At 58.3% G+C, this 20,397-nt stretch carries 16 protein-coding genes and 1 pseudogene; all 17 read left to right on the top strand.

The window, feature by feature from the left end; all coding sequences use genetic code 11:
* Positions 1 to 891 precede the first annotated feature (891 nt).
* Entirely contained in the window at positions 892 to 2,613 is a 1,722-nt protein-coding gene (ilvI, locus tag AB3U87_RS09680; protein ID WP_394148897.1) for an acetolactate synthase 3 large subunit, read from the top strand.
* A gap of 2 nt (positions 2,614 to 2,615) precedes the next feature.
* Positions 2,616 to 3,107 (top strand): acetolactate synthase small subunit, encoded by a 492-nt coding sequence (gene ilvN, locus AB3U87_RS09675; protein WP_125288984.1) that lies wholly within the window; start codon positions 2,616 to 2,618, stop codon positions 3,105 to 3,107.
* Positions 3,108 to 3,299: 192 nt separating this feature from the next.
* Positions 3,300 to 4,310 (top strand): catabolite repressor/activator, encoded by a 1,011-nt coding sequence (gene cra / locus AB3U87_RS09670; RefSeq protein WP_253455287.1) that lies wholly within the window; start codon positions 3,300 to 3,302, stop codon positions 4,308 to 4,310.
* Positions 4,311 to 4,856: 546 nt separating this feature from the next.
* A complete protein-coding gene (gene mraZ / locus AB3U87_RS09665; protein WP_125288986.1) occupies positions 4,857 to 5,315 on the top strand; it encodes a division/cell wall cluster transcriptional repressor MraZ in 459 nt (152 codons plus the stop codon).
* A 2-nt stretch (positions 5,316 to 5,317) separates the two neighbouring features.
* Entirely contained in the window at positions 5,318 to 6,259 is a 942-nt protein-coding gene (rsmH, locus tag AB3U87_RS09660) for a 16S rRNA (cytosine(1402)-N(4))-methyltransferase RsmH (protein WP_253455286.1), read from the top strand.
* Complete coding sequence (gene ftsL / locus AB3U87_RS09655; RefSeq protein ID WP_253455285.1) at positions 6,256 to 6,576, top strand: cell division protein FtsL; 321 nt, start codon at positions 6,256 to 6,258, stop codon at positions 6,574 to 6,576. The genes rsmH and ftsL overlap by 4 nt, the downstream gene beginning before the upstream one ends.
* Before the next feature lie 8 nt (positions 6,577 to 6,584).
* Positions 6,585 to 8,349: pseudogene (locus AB3U87_RS09650) on the top strand (peptidoglycan glycosyltransferase FtsI).
* Positions 8,336 to 9,823, top strand: a complete 1,488-nt coding sequence (gene murE / locus AB3U87_RS09645) for a UDP-N-acetylmuramoyl-L-alanyl-D-glutamate--2,6-diaminopimelate ligase (RefSeq protein WP_301730715.1) — start codon at positions 8,336 to 8,338, stop codon at positions 9,821 to 9,823. Before AB3U87_RS09650 ends, murE begins: the two are co-directional and overlap by 14 nt.
* Entirely contained in the window at positions 9,820 to 11,181 is a 1,362-nt protein-coding gene (gene murF, locus AB3U87_RS09640; RefSeq protein WP_394148896.1) for a UDP-N-acetylmuramoyl-tripeptide--D-alanyl-D-alanine ligase, read from the top strand. The genes murE and murF overlap by 4 nt, the downstream gene beginning before the upstream one ends.
* Complete coding sequence (mraY, locus tag AB3U87_RS09635) at positions 11,175 to 12,257, top strand: phospho-N-acetylmuramoyl-pentapeptide-transferase (protein WP_253455282.1); 1,083 nt, start codon at positions 11,175 to 11,177, stop codon at positions 12,255 to 12,257. The genes murF and mraY overlap by 7 nt, the downstream gene beginning before the upstream one ends.
* A gap of 2 nt (positions 12,258 to 12,259) precedes the next feature.
* A complete protein-coding gene (murD, locus tag AB3U87_RS09630; RefSeq protein ID WP_394148895.1) occupies positions 12,260 to 13,576 on the top strand; it encodes a UDP-N-acetylmuramoyl-L-alanine--D-glutamate ligase in 1,317 nt (438 codons plus the stop codon).
* On the top strand, positions 13,576 to 14,790 hold the full coding sequence (gene ftsW, locus AB3U87_RS09625) for a cell division protein FtsW (RefSeq protein ID WP_253455280.1): 1,215 nt from the start codon (positions 13,576 to 13,578) through the stop codon (positions 14,788 to 14,790). The genes murD and ftsW overlap by 1 nt, the downstream gene beginning before the upstream one ends.
* Positions 14,787 to 15,845, top strand: coding sequence for an undecaprenyldiphospho-muramoylpentapeptide beta-N-acetylglucosaminyltransferase (gene murG / locus AB3U87_RS09620; RefSeq protein ID WP_394148894.1), 1,059 nt, complete (start codon positions 14,787 to 14,789; stop codon positions 15,843 to 15,845). Before ftsW ends, murG begins: the two co-directional genes overlap by 4 nt.
* 58 nt (positions 15,846 to 15,903) lie before the next feature.
* Positions 15,904 to 17,376 carry a UDP-N-acetylmuramate--L-alanine ligase gene (gene murC / locus AB3U87_RS09615; protein ID WP_301251452.1) on the top strand — a complete coding sequence of 491 codons (1,473 nt, stop codon included), beginning with the start codon at positions 15,904 to 15,906 and terminating at the stop codon, positions 17,374 to 17,376.
* A complete protein-coding gene (locus AB3U87_RS09610) occupies positions 17,369 to 18,289 on the top strand; it encodes a D-alanine--D-alanine ligase (protein ID WP_253455277.1) in 921 nt (306 codons plus the stop codon). The genes murC and AB3U87_RS09610 overlap by 8 nt, the downstream gene beginning before the upstream one ends.
* 1 nt (position 18,290) lies before the next feature.
* Positions 18,291 to 19,130, top strand: coding sequence for a cell division protein FtsQ (gene ftsQ, locus AB3U87_RS09605; RefSeq protein ID WP_253455276.1), 840 nt, complete (start codon positions 18,291 to 18,293; stop codon positions 19,128 to 19,130).
* Positions 19,127 to 20,383: a cell division protein FtsA gene (ftsA, locus tag AB3U87_RS09600; RefSeq protein WP_125288999.1), complete on the top strand. Its 1,257-nt coding sequence runs from the start codon at positions 19,127 to 19,129 to the stop codon at positions 20,381 to 20,383. Before ftsQ ends, ftsA begins: the two co-directional genes overlap by 4 nt.
* Positions 20,384 to 20,397: the final 14 nt, after the last annotated feature.

The following is a 20,397-nucleotide window of genomic DNA, read 5'->3' as shown; positions in this document are numbered from 1 at the left end:
TTTGCATCGCTAATGCTACGAGCATAAAAAAACCCGCGCAGTAGCGCGGGTTTTTTAGTTTGCAAGCCTGAATCAGTGATTCATTCCGCCCACAAGTCTACCGCGCATAAATATGCGTTTAGTAGTAGACCAGGTAGGAGGAGGGTACGGATCATTGAGTCAGGCCTCATAAATTTGCTGTTCCTTTATTGATACTTGAAAGCGGGGGGCGATGTCAAGGCGAGTCACAAGGTTATAATTAGCGACGTAAAATCAGCGCAGAGAAATTATTCTGGCTCAGCAAAGGCAGACAGAACAAAAAGGCGTACGGCAGGCCGCCCAGCAGAAAACCATCGAAAAACAAAAGGGAGTGCTGGCGGTTTTTAGCAAAAATAGCCTTTTTTATCAGGATATTACATAGGTTTTTCTTATAAACAACTTTCACCAACAATGCCCGGTTAGTTAGCGCATTCTTTTTCAGATAGATCGGGAAGCAGCAGAAAAAACTAAATCCGCCGCGATGTTTGAACAGGTAAACTTTATTCAAAGAAGTTCACTCATTAATAACGAAACGATCACACTGGAAAATAAAGCGCAGTCAGCATAAACCGCTTTTTTCCTGGCGAATAGTTAGTGTAAACGTCGACGCGTTAGCGAAACAGGTAGTGCCTTAATGAGGGCTTTCATTCATCAGTCACGTGCAGGACGTTTGCCTGTCGGGTTTTCTGCGGTTATGGTAAATCTTCACTCAAAGCAAAAATAAAACGGGCATCGCCCTGTACCTGGCCGCTGAAAATATTTTTAGCGGTTGAATAAACACAGGTTTTGAACTTATCGGCAGGCAGGCGTTATTTTCTGCATAAGCGCGTTAAGCACGTCGGTAAATCAGCACCTTAAAGCCTGGAGGCAAAAATGGAGATGTTGTCAGGAGCCGAGATGGTGGTCCGATCGTTAATCGATCAGGGCGTAAAACATGTGTTCGGCTACCCCGGCGGGGCAGTACTGGATATCTATGACGCATTGCAAACCGTGGGCGGCATTGACCACGTGCTGGTGCGCCATGAGCAGGGCGCTGTACATATGGCCGATGGCTACGCACGCGCTACCGGCGAAACCGGCGTGGTGCTGGTCACGTCCGGGCCGGGCGCCACCAACGCTATTACCGGCATTGCCACCGCCTATATGGATTCTATTCCTATGGTCGTGCTCTCCGGGCAGGTTCCTTCCTCCCTTATTGGCTATGACGCCTTCCAGGAGTGCGACATGGTCGGTATTTCGCGGCCGATCGTCAAACACAGCTTTATGGTGAGGCAGGTTGAAGATATCCCCACCGTCGTGAAAAAAGCCTTCTGGCTGGCGGCCAGCGGGCGTCCCGGCCCGGTGGTGATCGACCTGCCAAAAGATATGATGAATCCGGCGAACAAGCTGCCGTATCAGTGGCCGGAATCGATCAGTATGCGCTCTTACAATCCCACGACGCAGGGGCATCGGGGCCAAATCAAGCGCGCGCTGCAAAGCCTGCTGGCGGCGAAAAAACCCGTTCTCTATGCGGGCGGCGGCGTAATCAATGCCGACTGCGCCAACGAGCTGCGCGAGTTCGCCGAACAACTCAATTTGCCGGTGACCTGCTCGCTGATGGGCCTGGGCGCTTTCCCCGGCACCCATCGCCAGTGTTTAGGCATGTTGGGGATGCACGGCACCTATGAAGCGAATATGACGATGCACAATGCCGACGTTATTTTCGCCGTTGGCGTGCGTTTCGATGACCGCACCACCAATAATTTAATGAAGTATTGTCCGAACGCGACGGTGCTGCATATTGATATCGATCCCGCGACTATCTCCAAAACCGTGCCGGCAGATGTGCCTATCGTCGGCGATGCCCGCGATGTGCTGAAGCAGATGCTGGAGATGCTAAAACAGCACAGCGAGCAGGATTGCGACAGCCTGCGCGACTGGTGGCAGAGCATCGAACAGTGGCGAGCACGTCAGTGTCTGGCGTTCGATCGCAGCAGCGAGAAAATCAAACCGCAGGCGGTAATCGAAACGATCTGGCGTCTGACCAACGGCGACGCCTACGTGACCTCCGACGTGGGGCAGCATCAGATGTTCGCCGCGCTTTATTACCCCTTTGACAAGCCGCGCCGCTGGATCAACTCGGGCGGTCTGGGCACGATGGGCTTCGGCCTGCCTGCCGCGCTGGGCGTCAAGCTGGCGCTGCCGGAGGAAACCGTGGTTTGCGTCACGGGCGACGGCAGTATTCAGATGAATATTCAGGAGCTGTCGACCGCGCTGCAATATAATCTGCCGGTGCTGGTGCTGAGCCTTAACAATCGCTATCTGGGCATGGTGAAGCAGTGGCAGGATATGATCTATTCGGGACGGCATTCGCAATCCTATATGGAGTCGCTGCCCGATTTTATCAGGCTGGCGGAGGCTTACGGCCATGTCGGCATCGGCATTAATCATCCGCATGAGCTGGAAGAAAAACTGAGCCAGGCGCTGGTAGAGCTGCGTAAAGGCCGCCTGGTGTTTGTGGACGTTAACGTTGACGGCAGCGAGCACGTTTACCCGATGCAGATCCGCGGCGGCGGAATGGACGAAATGTGGCTGAGCAAAACGGAGAGGACATAATTATGCGTCGTGTTTTATCGGTACTGCTGGAAAACGAATCCGGCGCATTATCGCGGGTAGTGGGGCTTTTTTCTCAGCGCGGCTACAACATCGAAAGCCTGACCGTCGCGCCTACTGACGATCCGACGCTGTCGCGGATGACTATTCAGACCGTGGGCGACGAGAAGGTGCTGGAGCAGATTGAAAAGCAGCTGCACAAGCTGGTGGACGTGCTGCGCGTCACGGAGCTGGGCCAGGGCGCGTTTGTCGAGCGCGAGATCATGCTGGTGAAAATCCAGGCGACCGGCTACGGGCGTGAAGAGGTTAAGCGTAGCGCGGAAATCTTCCGTGGGCAGATCGTCGACGTGACGCCTTCGCTTTATACGGTTCAGCTGGCGGGCACCAGCGACAAGCTGGACGCTTTTTTAAGCACCGTTCGTGAAGTGGCGGAAATCGTTGAGGTTGCACGTTCAGGCGTTGTCGGCGTTGCGCGCGGCGAGCGAATTATGCGCTGATTGCCCCGCGTGATAATTGCGAAAAGCTTCTAACCCGGCGTAATGCCGGGTTTTTTTATTTTTGCCAGAAAGCTCCCGACTGGGGCTAAAAGAGGTTGCTGGCGCAGCCGTTAGATGTAAGATTATCTTATCCTTAGCCGCGACATGGCTATTTTTTCTGCGCCGTCATGGTGCCTGAAGCGTGGAGTTATTGTGAAACTGGATGAAATTGCGCGTCTTGCTGGTGTATCGCGCACGACGGCCAGCTACGTTATAAACGGAAAAGCCCGGCAGTATCGTGTCAGCGACAAGACCGTAGAAAAAGTCATGGCGGTGGTTCGCGAGCATAATTATCACCCTAATGCGGTCGCCGCAGGTTTAAGGGCAGGGCGTACCCGCTCGATAGGCCTGGTTATTCCCGATTTAGAGAATACCAGCTATACGCGGATCGCGAATTATCTGGAGCGCCAGGCCCGTCAGCGCGGCTATCAGCTGCTGATCGCCTGCTCCGAAGATCAGCCGGATAACGAAATGCGCTGCGTGGAACACCTGTTACAGCGCAAGGTAGACGCGATTATCGTTTCGACCTCCCTGCCGCCGGAACACCCTTTTTACCAGCGCTGGATTAACGATCCGCTGCCGATCGTAGCGCTGGATCGCGCGCTGGATCGCGAACACTTCACCAGCGTCGTCGGCGCCGATCAGGATGATGCCGAGATGCTGGCGGCCGAACTGCGCAAGCAGCCAGCTGAATCCATTCTTTACCTCGGCGCGCTGCCGGAGCTGTCCGTCAGCTTCCTGCGTGAAATGGGCTTTCGCCAGGCGTGGCAGGGCGACGAGCGCCATATCGACTATATCTATGCCAACAGCTTTGAGCGCACGGCGGCGGCGGCGCTGTTTGAAACCTGGCTGGAAACGCACGCCATGCCCGATGCGCTGTTTACCACCTCTTTTGGTCTGCTGCAGGGCGTGATGGACGTGGCGCTGAAGCGGGAAGGGCGGATGCCGACCGATTTATCAATAGCCACTTTCGGCGATCATGAGCTGCTGGATTTTCTGGATTGTCCGGTACTGGCGGTAGGTCAGCGTCATCGCGACGTGGCCGAGCGGGTGCTGGAACTGGTGCTGGCCAGCCTGGACGAGCCGCGTAAGCCAAAACCCGGCCTGACGCGTATCCGTCGCAATCTTTACCGGCGTGGACGCCTGAGCCGTAAAGGAAGTTAATCAGTTGCTAAAAGGGTGTCTTTTATTGGCACCTTTTATTTTTCTGGTTTCGCAACTTTTCGCGCGGTGCCGGATGCCCAAATAAGACCGGTGCGTTTTTGGTTTGTCGTTAGCGTAAATAAAAGTAAAGATAAAGTTTCAAATGATTTTAACTTTCCGAAAATGCACGCTTATTAAAACGTTAGCGACACGCCTTCGCTGCCGCATCAGGCAGAACGGCACTATCAGGTCATTTTCTTAGGAAATTCCTTAAAATACCGGTCAACGGCTAAAGTTGGCGGCCGGAATTTTACGGGTAACGGCTGGTATATTTTTGAACAACTCAGACTTTCTCATCAATTTCCCGTCACTATTCATTAGTTTAATTTTCGATAGCGCGCTAAAGGCGCTTCTTTTTTAACTCTTTGCTGTTTTTTCTGGAAAAGAAATAATTCTTCAGGGCCTGCGCTGTCGCTTGACAATGATTTCCTCCGCTCCGTACACTCCTCCGGGTGGGAATTTGTGGTGTAAAGTGGGACTTAAGGGTAACCAAAGGGGAAGACTGGCATGTTCCGTGGAGCAACGTTAGTCAATCTCGACGGCAAAGGGCGACTGGCTGTGCCCATGCGCTACCGCGAAACGCTGATCGGGGAATCTCAGGGGCAAATGGTGTGTACTATTGACCTCCATCAGCCATGCCTGCTGCTTTACACCCTGCCTGAATGGGAAATTATTGAACGTAAGCTGGCTCGCTTATCGAGCATGAACCCGGTAGAGCGCCGTATTCAGCGCTTGTTGCTTGGTCATGCCAGCGAATGCCAGATGGATAATGCAGGCCGTTTGCTGATTGCGGGTACGCTCCGTCAGCACGCGAATCTGACCAAAGAAGTGATGCTGGTTGGACAGTTTAACAAGTTTGAGCTGTGGGATGAACAGACCTGGTATCAACAAGTCAGGGAGGATATTGACGCGGAGCAGTCGTCTCAGGAACCGCTATCTGAGCGCTTGCAGGACTTGTCATTATAGCTATGCAGGAAAATTTTAAACATACCACGGTGCTGCTGGACGAGGCGGTCAACGGCCTCAATATCAAACCAGACGGCATCTATATTGATGGCACCTTTGGACGAGGCGGGCATTCCCGACTGATCCTCTCCGCGCTGGGCGAACAGGGGCGTCTGTACGCCATCGACCGCGACCCGCAGGCTATTGCCGCCGCCGCCGCCATTACCGATCCGCGCTTTACCATTATACATGGGCCTTTCTCCGCGCTGGCGGAGTATGTTGACGCGCGCGGGCTGACCGGCCGCATCGACGGCATTTTACTGGATTTGGGCGTCTCTTCGCCGCAGCTGGATGATGCCGAACGCGGCTTCTCTTTTATGCGCGACGGCCCGCTGGATATGCGCATGGATCCGACCAAAGGCTTATCTGCTGCGCAGTGGCTGCTTCAGGCAGAGGAGAGCGATATCGCCTTTGTGCTGAAAACCTTTGGCGAAGAGCGCTTCGCAAAACGCATCGCGCGCGCCATCGTCGAGCGCAACCGCGAGCAGCCAATGACCCGCACCAAAGAGCTGGCGGACGTGATTTATGCCGCTACGCCGGTAAAAGATAAATTCAAGCATCCGGCGACGCGCAGCTTCCAGGCTATCCGTATTTGGGTCAACAGCGAGCTGGAAGAGATTGAAAAAGCGCTGAAAGGCGCGCTTTCCGCGCTGGCGCCGCAGGGCCGCCTGTCGGTGATCAGCTTCCACTCGCTGGAAGACCGTATCGTCAAACGCTTTATGCGCGAACAGAGCCGTGGCCCGCAGGTTCCGGCCGGTATTCCGATGACGGAAGCGCAGCTGAGCAAGCTCGGCGGCCGTCAGCTTAAAGCGCTGGGCAAAATGATGCCGGGCGAAGCGGAAGTGGCGGAAAACCCGCGCGCGCGCAGTTCCGTATTACGTATTGCTGAGAGAACAGACGCATGATCGGCAACGAGCGACACAGTTTACCCGGCGTGATTGCAGGCGATCTTTTACGCCACGGCAAAATCCCGCTGATCCTGGCTGTCGCCGTGCTGGTGTCTGCGGTGCTGGTGGTGACCACGGCGCATAAAACCCGCCTGCTCACCGCGCAGCGCGAGCAGCTGGTGCTGGAACGCGACGCGCTGGATATCGAATGGCGCAACCTGATTCTGGAAGAGAATGCGCTGGGCGATCACAGCCGCGTGGAAAGAACGGCGATGGAAAAACTGCAAATGCAGCATGTCGATCCTTCGCAGGAAAATATTGTGGTACAGCCATAAGGGCATAAATGAAAGCCGCAGTTAAGACGCTTAAGACAAAACGTCAGGAAGATCAGGCCAGCTTTGTCAGCTGGCGTTTTGCGTTGTTGTGCGGCTGTATTTTACTCGCGCTGGGCGGACTGCTGGCGCGCATGGCTTATCTGCAGGTGATCAACCCGGATAAGCTGGTGCGGGAAGGCGATATGCGCTCGCTGCGCGTCCAGGCCGTTCCGACCTCTCGTGGCATGATCACCGATCGCGCCGGGCGGCCGCTGGCCGTCAGCGTGCCGGTCAACGCTATCTGGGCCGATCCGAAAGAGCTGCACGCCAAAGGCGGCATCACGCTGGACAGCCGCTGGCAGGCGCTTTCCGATGCGCTTTCCATTCCGCTGGATCAGCTGGCGGCGCGCGTTAACGCCAACCCCAAAGGGCGCTTCGTCTATCTGGCGCGCCAGGTCAATCCGGCCATCGGCGACTACATTAAAAAACTCAAGCTTCCCGGCATCTTTTTACGGGAAGAGTCGCGTCGCTACTATCCGGCAGGGCAGGTCACGTCACATCTGATCGGCTTTACCAACATTGATGGTCAGGGCATTGAAGGCGTCGAAAAGAGCTTTGATAAATGGCTGACGGGCGAGCCGGGCGAGCGCACCGTGCGCAAAGACCGCCATGGCCGCGTGATTGAGGATGTCTCTTCCGTAGACAGCCGGGCGGCGCACAACCTGGCGCTGAGCATTGACGAACGCCTGCAGGCGCTGGTCTATCGCGAACTGAACAATGCAGTCGCCTTTAACAAGGCGGAGTCGGGCACCGCCGTGCTGGTGGATGTTAACACCGGCGAAGTGCTGGCGATGGCCAACAGCCCGGCCTATAACCCGAACAACCTTACCGGCGTCACCAAAGACGTAATGCGCAACCGCGCCATCACCGATATTTTCGAGCCGGGTTCAACCGTCAAACCGATGGTGGTCATGACCGCGCTACAGCGCGGCGTGGTGCGGGAAAACAGCGTGCTGAACACCGTGCCTTACCGCATTAACGGCCATGAGATCAAAGACGTGGCCCGCTATAACGAGCTGACGCTGACCGGCGTTCTGCAAAAATCGAGTAACGTCGGCGTTTCCAGGCTGGCGTTAGCGATGCCGTCCTCGGCGCTGGTAGAAACCTACTCGCACTTTGGACTGGGTAAAGCGACCAATCTGGGACTGGTCGGAGAAAGTAGTGGCTTATATCCCCAAAAACAACGGTGGTCTGACATAGAGAGGGCCACCTTCTCTTTCGGCTACGGGCTGATGGTAACGCCGTTACAGTTAGCGCGAGTCTACGCCACAATCGGCAGCTATGGTCTCTATCGCCCGCTGTCGATTACCAAAGTCGATCCGCCCGTGGGCGGACAGCGCGTATTTTCTGAAGAAGTGGTTCGCACCGTCATGCATATGATGGAGAGCGTGGCGCTGCCCGGCGGCGGCGGCGTAAAAGCGGCCATCAAAGGCTACCGCATCGCCATTAAAACCGGTACGGCGAAAAAAGTCGGGCCGGACGGGCGCTACGTCAACAAATATATCGCGTACACCGCCGGCGTGGCCCCGGCAAGCCGTCCCCGTTTTGCGCTGGTGGTGGTGATCAACGATCCCCAGGCCGGTAAATATTACGGCGGCGCGGTTTCGGCTCCGGTGTTTGGCGCCATTATGGGCGGTGTATTGCGCACCATGAATATCGAACCTGATGCGCTACCGGTCGTTGAGAAAAACGAGCTGGTAGACAATAAGTGAGGGATCAAGTGACAGATCGTAATCTGCACGACTTACTGGCGCCGTGGGTGCCTGGCGCGCCCGCGCTGCCGCTGCGTGAAATGATCCTGGACAGCCGTTTAGCGGCTGCCGGCGATCTCTTTGTCGCCGTAAAAGGCCATACGGCAGACGGCCGTCGTTTTATTCCCCAGGCTATCGCGCAGGGCGTGGCGGCGATTATCGCCGAAGCGGAAGGCGAAGCGGAAGATGGCGACATCACTACCGTGCACGGCGTGCCGGTGATTTATCTGGCGCAGCTGAGCCAGCGGCTTTCCGCGCTGGCCGGGCGCTTTTACCAGCAGCCGGGCGAAAAACTGCGCCTGATTGGCGTGACCGGCACCAATGGCAAAACCACCACCACTCAGCTGCTGGCGCAATGGGCGCAGCTGCTGGGCGAAACCGGCGCGGTGATGGGCACCGTCGGCAACGGCCTTTACGGGCATCTGGCGCCGGTTGAAAACACGACCGGCTCGGCGGTTGAGGTACAGCAGACGCTGGCTTCGCTGGTGGAGCAGGGCGCGACGCTGGCCGCGATGGAGGTTTCCTCCCACGGTCTGGTGCAGCATCGCGTAGCGGCGCTGCCTTTTGCCGCTGCGGCCTTTACCAACCTCAGCCGCGATCACCTGGACTACCACGGTGATATGACGCGCTATGAGTCCGCCAAATGGCTGCTTTTCTCCGAGCACATGGTCGGCCAGGCCATTATCAATGCCGATGACGAGACGGGACGCCGCTGGCTGGCGAACCTGCCGGACGCCGTTGCCGTTACGCTGGAAGATAACCTGGAGCCGGGCTGTCATGGCCGCTGGCTGAAGGCGACGGACGTGCGCTATCACGACAACGGCGCCGCTATCCGTTTTGACTCCAGCTGGGGCGGCGGCGAGCTGGAAAGCCGTCTGATGGGCGCGTTTAACGTCAGCAATCTGCTGGTGGCGCTGGCAACGCTGTTGGCGCTGGGTTATCCGCTCAACGAGCTGGTGGCGACCGGCAACCGACTACAGCCGGTCACCGGCCGTATGGAAGTCTTCAGCGCGCCCGCGAAGCCAACGGTAGTGGTGGATTATGCCCACACGCCGGACGCGCTGGAAAAAGCGCTGGAGGCCGCTCGCCTGCACTGTAAAGGCAAGCTGTGGTGCGTCTTCGGCTGCGGCGGCGATCGCGACAAAGGCAAGCGTCCGCTGATGGGCGCCATTGCCGAGCAGTTCTCCGACGTGGTGGTGATCACCGACGATAACCCGCGCAGCGAAGATCCTGCCGCTATCGTGGCCGACATTCTGACCGGCCTGCTCGATCCGGGCCGCGCCCGCGTGGTAGCCGGGCGAGCACAGGCGGTCACTAACGCCATCATGCAGGCTAAAGAAGAAGATATCGTGCTGGTTGCCGGTAAAGGTCATGAAGATTATCAAATCGTCGGCAACCGTCGGCTGGACTATTCCGACCGCGAAACCGTGGCGCGTCTGCTGGGGGTGATGGCATGATCGCACTCTCTCTGCAAAAGCTGGCTGAGATCACCGGCGGTGAACTAATCGGCAGCGACCTTACCTTTAGCGAAGTGACCACCGATACGCGCAAGATAAGCGCCGGCTGTCTGTTTATCGCGCTGAAGGGCGAGCGTTTTGACGCGCACGAGCTGGTCGGCGACGCAATAGCGGCCGGTTCGGCGGCTCTGTTAGTCAGTAAGCACTTACCTGTTGCGGTTCCTCAGGTGGTGGTCAGTGATACGCGCATAGCGCTGGGCCAACTGGCCGGCTGGGTTCGCCAGCAGTCGACGGCGCGCGTCGTGGCGCTGACCGGCTCTTCCGGCAAAACCTCGGTCAAAGAGATGACCGCCGCCATTCTGCGCCAGTGCGGCGAAACGCTGTATACCGCAGGCAATCTGAATAACGATATCGGCGTCCCGCTGACGCTGCTGCGTCTGAGCGCGCAGCACCAGTACGCGGTGATTGAGCTGGGCGCTAACCATCAGGGCGAAATCGCCTGGACCACCAGCCTGGCGCGACCGGAAACGGCGCTGGTCAACAACCTGGCGGCCGCGCACCTGGAAGGGTTCGGCTCGCTGGCAGGCGTGGCCAAAGCCAAAGGCGAAATTTTTCAGGGGCTGCCGGACAACGGCACCGCCATTCTGAACGCCGACAGCAACGACGAGGCTCACTGGCAGCCGATGCTGAAGGGCAAAACGGTCTGGCACTTCTCTTCCCAACCGCAGGCCGAAAGCGAGTTCGCCGCCAGCGATGTGCAAATCACCAGCGCGGGCACCCATTTTGTGATGAAAACGCCTGTAGGTAGCGTAGCCGTTCAGCTGCCGCTGCCGGGGCGTCACAATATCGCGAATGCGCTGGCCGCCGCCGCGCTGGCTATCTCCGTCGGCGCTTCCCTGGAAGCGGTACAGCTTGGCTTAGGCCAGCTTGAAGCCGTGCCGGGCCGCCTTTTCCCGGTTCTGCTGGCGGAAAATCAGCTGCTGCTGGACGACAGCTATAACGCCAACGTCGGTTCGATGACCGCAGCGGCTCAGGTGCTGGCGGACATGCCGGGCTATCGCGTGATGGTCACCGGCGATATGGCGGAGCTGGGCGAGGAGGCCGAAGCGTGCCATCGCGAAGTGGGCGAAGCGGCCCGTCGTGCCGGTATTGATAAGGTGCTTAGCGTGGGCACATTAAGCCGTGCTATCGGCGAGGCCAGCGGCGTGGGCGAACATTTTACCGATAAGGCTGCCGTCACGGCGCGTCTGCGGACGCTGCTGGCGGAACAGCCGACGATCACCATTTTAGTTAAAGGTTCACGTAGTGCCGCCATGGAGCAGGTAGTACAGAGCTTACAGGAGAAAAGAACATGCTAGTCTGGCTGGCCGAACATCTGGTCGCTTTTTATTCAGGCTTTAACGTCTTTTCCTATCTGACGTTTCGCGCCATCGTCAGCCTGCTGACCGCGCTGTTTATCTCGCTGTGGATGGGGCCGCGCATGATCGCCCGCCTGCAGGAAATGTCTTTCGGTCAGGTCGTGCGTAACGACGGCCCGGAATCGCACTTCAGCAAGCGCGGCACGCCGACCATGGGCGGCATTATGATCCTGTTCTCCATTACCGTCTCGGTGCTGATGTGGGCCTATCCGTCCAACCCTTACGTCTGGTGCGTGCTGGTGGTGCTGGTGGGCTTTGGCATCATTGGGTTTGTGGACGATTATCGCAAGGTGGTGCGTAAAGACACGAAAGGGCTGATCGCGCGCTGGAAATATTTCTGGATGTCGGTGATTTCGCTGGGCGTCGCCTTTACGCTCTATGCGACAGGAAAAGGCACGCCGGCGACGCAGCTGGTGGTGCCGTTCTTCAAGGACATCATGCCGCAGCTTGGCCTGTTTTACGTGGTGCTCGCCTACTTCGTTATCGTCGGCACCGGTAATGCGGTGAACCTGACCGACGGGCTGGACGGCCTGGCGATCATGCCTACCGTTTTTGTGGCCGCCGGTTTTGCGTTGGTTGCCTGGGCCACCGGTAATATGAACTTCGCTAACTACCTGCATATTCCCTATCTGCGCCACGCAGGCGAACTGGTGATTGTCTGTACGGCAATCGTCGGTGCCGGGCTGGGCTTTTTATGGTTTAACACCTATCCGGCGCAGGTCTTTATGGGCGACGTCGGATCGCTGGCGCTGGGCGGCGCGCTGGGCACCATCGCCGTGCTGCTGCGTCAGGAGTTTTTGCTGGTGATTATGGGCGGCGTCTTTGTGGTGGAAACCCTGTCGGTGATCCTACAGGTGGGGTCGTTCAAGCTGCGCGGCCAGCGAATTTTCCGCATGGCGCCTATTCATCATCATTACGAACTTAAAGGCTGGCCGGAACCGCGCGTTATCGTACGTTTCTGGATCATTTCACTGATGCTGGTGCTGATTGGCCTGGCGACGCTGAAGGTGCGGTAATAATGACTGATTACCAGGGTAAAAAAGTCGTCATTATCGGTCTGGGATTGACCGGGCAGTCGTGCGTTGACTTCTTTTTAGCGCGTGGCGTCACGCCGCGCGTCATGGATACCCGACTTGTTCCGCCGGGCCTGGAAAAGCTGCCAGCAGAAGTGGAACGCTGGCTGGGTTCGTTGAACGACGACTGGCTGCAAAGCGCCGATCTGATTGTCGCCAGCCCCGGGCTGGCGCTGTCGCATCCGTCCCTGACGGCGGCGGCGAAAGCGGGCGTGGAGATCGTAGGCGACATCGAGCTGTTTTGCCGCGAGGCGCAGGCGCCGATTGTGGCGATCACCGGCTCTAACGGCAAAAGCACCGTGACCACGCTGGTGGGCGAGATGGCTACAGCCGCAGGCTGGCAGGTCGGCGTGGGCGGCAATATTGGCCTGCCGGCGCTGATGCTGCTTGCTCAGCCCGCCCGGCTCTACGTGCTGGAACTCTCCAGCTTCCAGCTGGAAACGACCCACAGCCTGAAAGCGGCGGCGGCGACCATCCTGAACGTGACGGAAGATCATATGGATCGCTATCCGTTCGGGATGCAGCAGTATCGGGCGGCCAAGCTGCGCGTTTACGAACAGGCAGACGCGTGCATTGTGAATGCGGACGATGCGATGACCATGCCGGTACGCGGCGCGGATAAACGCTGCATCAGCTTTGGCGTCGACGTCGGCGACTATCACCTGACGCGCCAGCAGGGCAGCACCTGGCTGCGCGTTAAGGGCGAAAAAGTGCTGAACACCAGCGAGATGTCCCTGGTCGGCCAGCATAACTACACTAACGCGCTGGCGGCCCTTGCGCTGGCCGATGCCGTGGGTTTGCCTCGCGCCTCCAGCCTGAAAGCGCTGACTACCTTTACCGGCCTGGCGCACCGCTTCCAGCTGGCGCACGAGCGTAACGGCATTCGCTGGATCAACGACTCCAAAGCGACCAACGTCGGCAGCACCGAGGCGGCGCTGAACGGTCTGACCGTGCAGGGCACGCTCTGGCTGCTGCTGGGCGGTGACGGCAAATCCGCCGACTTCAGCCCGCTGGCTCGCTACTTACAGGGCAATAACATCAGAATTTACTGCTTTGGTCGGGATGCGGCCGCGCTAGCGGCGCTGCGCCCGGAAAGGGCAGTGCAGACCGCAACGATGCAGGAAGCCATGCAGCAGATTGCCGCCAAAGCGCAGTCGGGCGATATGGTGCTGCTGTCGCCGGCCTGCGCCAGCCTCGATCAGTTTAAAAACTTCGAGCAGCGCGGCGACGTGTTCACTCGACTGGCAAAGGAGCTGGGCTGATGCGTGTTCCGGGTTTAAGCGTTGCCAGCTGGCTGTCAGAACGCCTGAAAGAGTGGGTGATGGGCTCGCGCGAGAGCGATGCCAGCACCATGGTGCTTTACGACCGCACGCTGCTCTGGCTGACGATAGGGCTGGCGATTATCGGCTTCGTGATGGTGACGTCGGCCTCCATGCCGGTGGGCCAGCGTTTATCGGACGATCCTTTTTACTTCGCCAAGCGCGATGCCTTTTACATCGTGCTGGCGTTCGGCATCGGGCTGGTCACGCTGCGCGTGCCGATGGCTTTCTGGCAGCGCTACAGCAACATTATGCTGCTGGTCACGGTGGTGATGCTGCTGATTGTGCTGGTGGTGGGCAGTTCGGTAAACGGCGCCTCGCGCTGGATTGCGCTCGGCCCGCTGCGTATCCAGCCTGCGGAGCTCTCCAAGCTTTCGCTGTTCTGCTATCTCGCCAGCTATCTGGTGCGCAAGGTAGAGGAAGTGCGCAACAACTTCTGGGGTTTCTGCAAGCCGATGGGCGTGATGGTGGTGCTGGCGGTCCTGCTGCTGGCGCAGCCCGATCTGGGTACCGTGGTGGTGCTGTTTGTCACCACGCTGGCGATGCTGTTCCTGGCTGGCGCAAAATTATGGCAGTTTCTGGCGATCATCGGCTCCGGTATTTTTGCGGTTTGCCTGCTGATTATTGCCGAACCTTACCGTATGCGGCGCGTCACCTCTTTCTGGAACCCGTGGGAAGATCCCTTTGGCAGCGGCTACCAGCTGACCCAGTCGCTGATGGCGTTTGGCCGTGGCGAATTCTGGGGCCAGGGGCTGGGCAACTCGGTACAGAAACTGGAATATTTACCGGAAGCGCACACCGACTTTATCTTCTCGATTATCGGTGAAGAGCTGGGTTATATCGGTGTGGTTTTAGCGCTGTTAATGGTATTCTTCGTCGCTTTTCGCGCGATGTCCATCGGGCGCCGCGCGCTGGAGCTTGACCAGCGCTTCGCCGGTTTTCTGGGCTGCTCTATCGGCGTCTGGTTCAGCTTCCAGGCGCTGGTTAACGTTGGCGCCGCAGCAGGTATGCTGCCGACCAAAGGCCTGACGCTGCCGCTGATCAGTTACGGCGGCTCCAGCCTGATAATTATGTCAACCGCCATCGTATTTTTGTTACGCATAGATTATGAAACGCGTCTGGCAAAAGCCCAGGCGTTTACGCGAGGTAGTCGATGAAAGGGAAGCGACTGATGGTTATGGCCGGCGGCACCGGAGGACACGTTTTTCCGGGGCTGGCGGTGGCGCACCATCTGATGGCGCAGGGCTGGCAGGTGCGCTGGCTCGGCACGGCTGACCGTATGGAGGCCGATCTGGTGCCGAAACACGGCATCGACATCGATTTTATTCGCATCAGCGGCCTGCGCGGCAAAGGGCTGAAGGCGCAGCTGGCCGCGCCGCTGCGGATTTTCCACGCCGTACGCCAGGCCCGCGCGATCATGAAGGCTTATAAACCGGACGTGGTGCTGGGCATGGGCGGCTACGTTTCCGGGCCGGGCGGCCTGGCGGCGTGGAGCTGCGGTATTCCGGTGGTGCTGCATGAACAAAACGGCATCGCCGGATTAACCAATAAGTGGCTGGCGAAAATCGCCAAAAAAGTGATGCAGGCGTTTCCCGGCGCGTTCCCTGATGCGGATGTGGTCGGCAACCCGGTACGGACAGACGTGCTTGCTCTGCCGTTGCCTGCTGAACGTATGGCCAATCGCAGCGGCCCGGTTCGCGTATTGGTTATCGGCGGCAGCCAGGGCGCCCGCGTGCTGAACCAGACGCTGCCTCAGGTGGCCGCGAAGCTGGGCGACAGCATTACGCTGTGGCACCAGACGGGCAAAGGCGCGCTGGCTGAAGTCAACGACGCCTACGGTAAGGTTGGACAGACGCAGCATAAAGTCACCGAATTTATTGACGATATGGCAGCGGCCTACGCCTGGGCGGACGTTATCGTCTGTCGCTCCGGCGCGCTGACGGTCAGCGAAGTGGCCGCCGCAGGCTTACCGGCGATCTTCGTGCCGTTTCAGCATAAAGATCGTCAGCAGTACTGGAACGCGCTGCCGCTGGAAAAAGCGGGCGCGGCAAAAATTTACGAGCAGCCGCAGTTTACGGCTGACACCGTGGCGCAGACGCTGGCCGCATGGGATCGCCCAACGCTGATGGCGATGGCGGCGAAGGCCCGTGCCGTGGCGATCCCGGATGCGACCGAGCGTGTCGCAGCCGAAGTCAGCAAAGCGGCGCTATAGCACAGGACGAGACTTGTCCCGGAACAGGGTGCCAGCAGGTACCGACAGGCAGAAAGAGATGAATACACAACAACTGGCAAAACTGCGTTCTATCGTGCCCGAGATGCGTCGCGTCCGGCACATTCACTTTGTTGGCATCGGTGGTGCCGGCATGGGTGGTATTGCCGAAGTGTTGGCCAACGAAGGCTATGAAATCAGCGGTTCCGATCTGGCGCCGAATGCGGTCACGCAGCATTTGAGCGCGCTGGGAGCGACCATCTATTTTAACCATCGTCCTGAAAATGTCAGCGATGCCAGCGTGGTGGTGGTATCCACCGCGGTGTCGCAGGATAACCCGGAACTTATCGCGGCGCGTGAAGCCCGCATTCCGGTGATCCGTCGGGCGGAAATGCTGGCCGAGCTGATGCGCTTCCGTCACGGCATCGCCGTCGCCGGGACGCACGGAAAAACCACGACCACGGCCATGGTATCCAGCATTTATGCGGAAGGCGGCCTGGATCCGACCTTCGTTAACGGTGGCCTGGTCAAAGCGGCCGGCACCCATGCGCGTCTGGGCAGCAGCCGCTATCTGATTGCGGAAGCGGATGAAAGCGATGCGTCCTTCCTGCACCTTCAGCCGATGGTGGCTATCGTCACTAATATCGAAGCTGACCACATGGATACCTATCAGGGCGATTTTGAGAACCTGAAGCAGACCTTTATCAATTTCCTGCACAACCTGCCGTTCTATGGCCGCGCGGTGCTCTGCGTGGATGACGCGGTGATCCGCGATCTGATCCCGCGCGTAGGCCGCCAGATCACCACTTACGGCTTTAGCGAAGATGCCGACGTGCGTATCGCCAGCTACGAGCAGCACGGCGCGCAGGGCCACTTCACGCTGGCCCGCCACGATAAGCCGCTGATGCAGGTGACGCTGAACGCGCCTGGCCGCCACAATGCGCTGAACGCCGCCGCCGCGGTAGCCGTCGCGACGGAAGAGGGCATTGACGATGCAGAAATCCTGAGCGCGCTGGAAAGCTTCCAGGGCACCGGTCGTCGCTTCGATTTCCTGGGCGAGTATCCGCTACAGGAAGTGAACGGCGTGCAGGGCACCGCGATGCTGGTTGACGATTATGGTCATCATCCCACGGAAGTTGACGCCACGATCAAAGCGGCCCGCGCGGGCTGGCCGGACAAGCAGCTGGTAATGATCTTCCAGCCGCATCGCTATACGCGCACCCGCGATCTCTATGACGATTTCGCGAACGTGCTGTCTCAGGTGGATGTGCTGCTGATGCTGGACGTTTACTCCGCTGGCGAAACGCCGATCCCCGGTGCCGACAGTCGCTCGCTGTGCCGCACCATCCGTGGGCGCGGCAAAGTGGATCCTATCCTGGTGTCGGACCATGACGCCGTGCTGGAAATGCTGGCGCCGAAGCTGTCCGGCAACGATTTAATTCTGGTGCAGGGCGCGGGCAACGTTGGCCGTATTGCCCGCACGCTTGCTGAAAATAAGTTACAACCGCAGAAAGAAGGTAAACATCATGGCTGAGAAAGTAGCGGTATTGCTGGGTGGCACTTCTGCGGAACGCGACGTTTCCCTGATGTCGGGCAACGCCGTGGTGAGCGGACTGCTTGAGGCGGGCATCGACGCGCATGCCGTCGATATCCGTGATTTTCCGGTAACGCGCCTGAAAGAAGAAGGCTTCGATAAAGCTTTTATCGCGCTGCACGGTCGCGGCGGCGAAGACGGCACCCTGCAGGGGCTGCTGGAGTTTCTGGCTATTCCCTATACCGGCAGCGGCGTGATGGCTTCCGCCATTACCATGGACAAGCTGCGCACCAAATGCCTGTGGCAGGGCTGCGGCCTGCCGGTATCGCCTTACGTGGCGATTACCCGTAAAGAGATGGACGCCGGGCTTAACGACGAGATCCGCGCCCGTATCGCAGCGCTGGGCCTGCCGGTTTTCGTTAAGCCCAGCAGCGAAGGCTCCAGCGTCGGCATCAGCCGCGTTAACGACGCTGACTCGCTTCAGGCTGCGCTGACCGAGGCTTTCCGTCACGACGACGACGTGCTGGTAGAGGCGTTTCTGAGCGGCCCGGAATACACCGTAGCGGTGATCGGCGACGATATTCTGCCTTCCATTCGTATTCAGGTGGCTTCGGAGTTCTATGACTATGAAGCAAAATACTTTTCTGACGAAACGCAGTACTTCTGTCCAAGCGGTTTATCGGCCGAGCGGGAAGCGGAACTGAGCGAGATCGTGATTAAAGCGTGGCGCGCGCTGGGCTGTAGCGGCTGGGGACGCGTCGATCTGATGATGGGCGGCGACGGCCAGTTTTACCTGCTGGAGGTGAATACCTCGCCCGGCATGACCAGCCACAGCCTGGTGCCGATGGCCGCTAAGCAGGCCGGCATGAGCTTTTCGCAGCTGGTAGCCCGCATTCTGGAACTGGCGGACTGATATGTCCCAGGCTGCTCTGAATGTTCGCAATCGCGAGGCGCAGGAAAAAGCGCGCACCGGCCGCAGCAACGGCTCGCGGCTGGCCGGCATTCTTTTCCTGTTGATAGTGCTTGGCGTGATGTCGGCAGGCGGTTACGTAGTGGTACGCTGGATGAACGACGCGTCCCGGCTGCCGCTGTCCAGGCTGGTGGTGACGGGGCAAATGCACTACACCACCAACGACGATATTCGTCAGGCTATCCTGTCGCTGGGCGAGCCTGGCACTTTTATGTCGCAGGACGTGGATGTTATCCAGCAGCAGATCGAACGGCTGCCCTGGATCCAACAGGTCAGCGTGCGTAAGCAGTGGCCGGACGAATTAAAGATTCATCTGGTTGAATATGTGCCCGTTGCCCGCTGGAATGACCTGCATCTGGTTGATGCAACGGGAAAATCGTTCAGCGTGCCGGCTAATCACCTCGGCAAAGAGAAGATGGTGATGCTTTACGGGCCGGAAGGCAGCGAATCCGAAGTGCTGGCAGGCTACCATCAGATGGACGCTATGCTGGCCGCCGGAAAATTTAAGCTGAAGGCGGCGTCAATGACGGCGCGGCGTTCATGGCAGCTGGTGCTGGATGACGATACGCGTCTGGAACTGGGACGCAACGAGGATATGAAGCGGCTGAAACGCTTCATTCAGCTCTGGCCGACGCTCCAGCAGCAGGCGCAAGCGGAAAATAAGCGGATCGGTTATGTGGACCTGCGATACGACTCTGGCGCGGCAGTAGGCTGGGCACCGCCACTTATTCAGACCACTGACGGTAACAAGCAACAGAATCAGGCACAGGTTAAACAACAATGATCAAGGCGACGGACAGAAAACTGGTAGTTGGACTGGAAATCGGCACCGCGAAGGTCGCCGCTTTGGTAGGGGAAGTTTTGCCCGATGGTATGGTCAATATCATTGGGGTGGGTAGCTGTCCTTCTCGCGGCATGGATAAAGGCGGCGTCAATGACCTGGAGTCGGTCGTCAAGTGCGTACAGCGTGCAATTGACCAGGCCGAACTGATGGCGGACTGCCAGATTTCGTCGGTTTATCTGGCGCTGTCCGGAAAACACATCAGCTGTCAGAACGAAATAGGGATGGTTCCTATTTCAGAAGAGGAAGTGACCCAGGAAGATGTGGAAAACGTGGTGCACACCGCGAAATCCGTGCGTGTTCGTGACGAACACCGGATTTTGCACGTTATTCCGCAAGAATATGCGATCGATTATCAGGAAGGGATCAAAAATCCGGTAGGCTTATCGGGCGTGCGTATGCAGGCGAAAGTCCATTTGATCACCTGCCATAACGATATGGCGAAAAACATCGTTAAAGCGGTTGAACGATGCGGCCTGAAAGTTGACCAACTGATTTTCGCCGGTCTGGCCTCCAGTTTCGCCGTGCTGACCGAAGATGAACGCGAGCTGGGCGTTTGCGTTGTGGACGTCGGCGGCGGCACAATGGATATCGCGGTCTATACTGGCGGGGCGCTGCGCCACACCAAGGTTATCCCGTATGCGGGCAACGTGGTCACCAGCGACATCGCCTATGCGTTCGGCACGCCGCCGACCGATGCGGAAGCCATTAAAGTGCGTCACGGCTGCGCGCTCGGCTCAATCGTCGGCAAAGACGAAAACGTCGAGGTGCCCAGCGTGGGCGGTCGGCCGCCGCGCAGCCTGCAGCGCCAGACGCTGGCAGAGGTCATTGAGCCGCGCTATACCGAGCTGCTGAACCTGGTCAACGACGAGATTTTACAGCTGCAGGAGCAGCTGCGTCAGCAGGGCGTCAAGCATCACCTGGCCGCAGGCATCGTCCTGACCGGCGGCGCAGCGCAGATTGAAGGCCTGGCGGCCTGCGCGCAGCGCGTGTTTCATACGCAGGTACGCATCGGCCAGCCGCTGAATATCACCGGCTTAACAGATTATGCGCAGGAGCCTTACTACTCGACGGCTGTCGGGCTGCTGCACTACGGAAAAGAGTCTCATCTTAACGGTGAGGCGGATGTGGAAAAAAGAGCGTCAGTGGGCAACTGGTTCAAGCGAATCAACAGCTGGCTGAAAAAAGAGTTTTAATTTAGAGAAAAGGA

The sequence above is a fragment of the Erwinia plantamica genome (assembly GCF_043420595.1).
GTDB classification, from domain to species: Bacteria; Pseudomonadota; Gammaproteobacteria; order Enterobacterales; family Enterobacteriaceae; genus Erwinia; species Erwinia aeris.
This window is presented reverse-complemented; position numbering and strand designations above follow the sequence as displayed.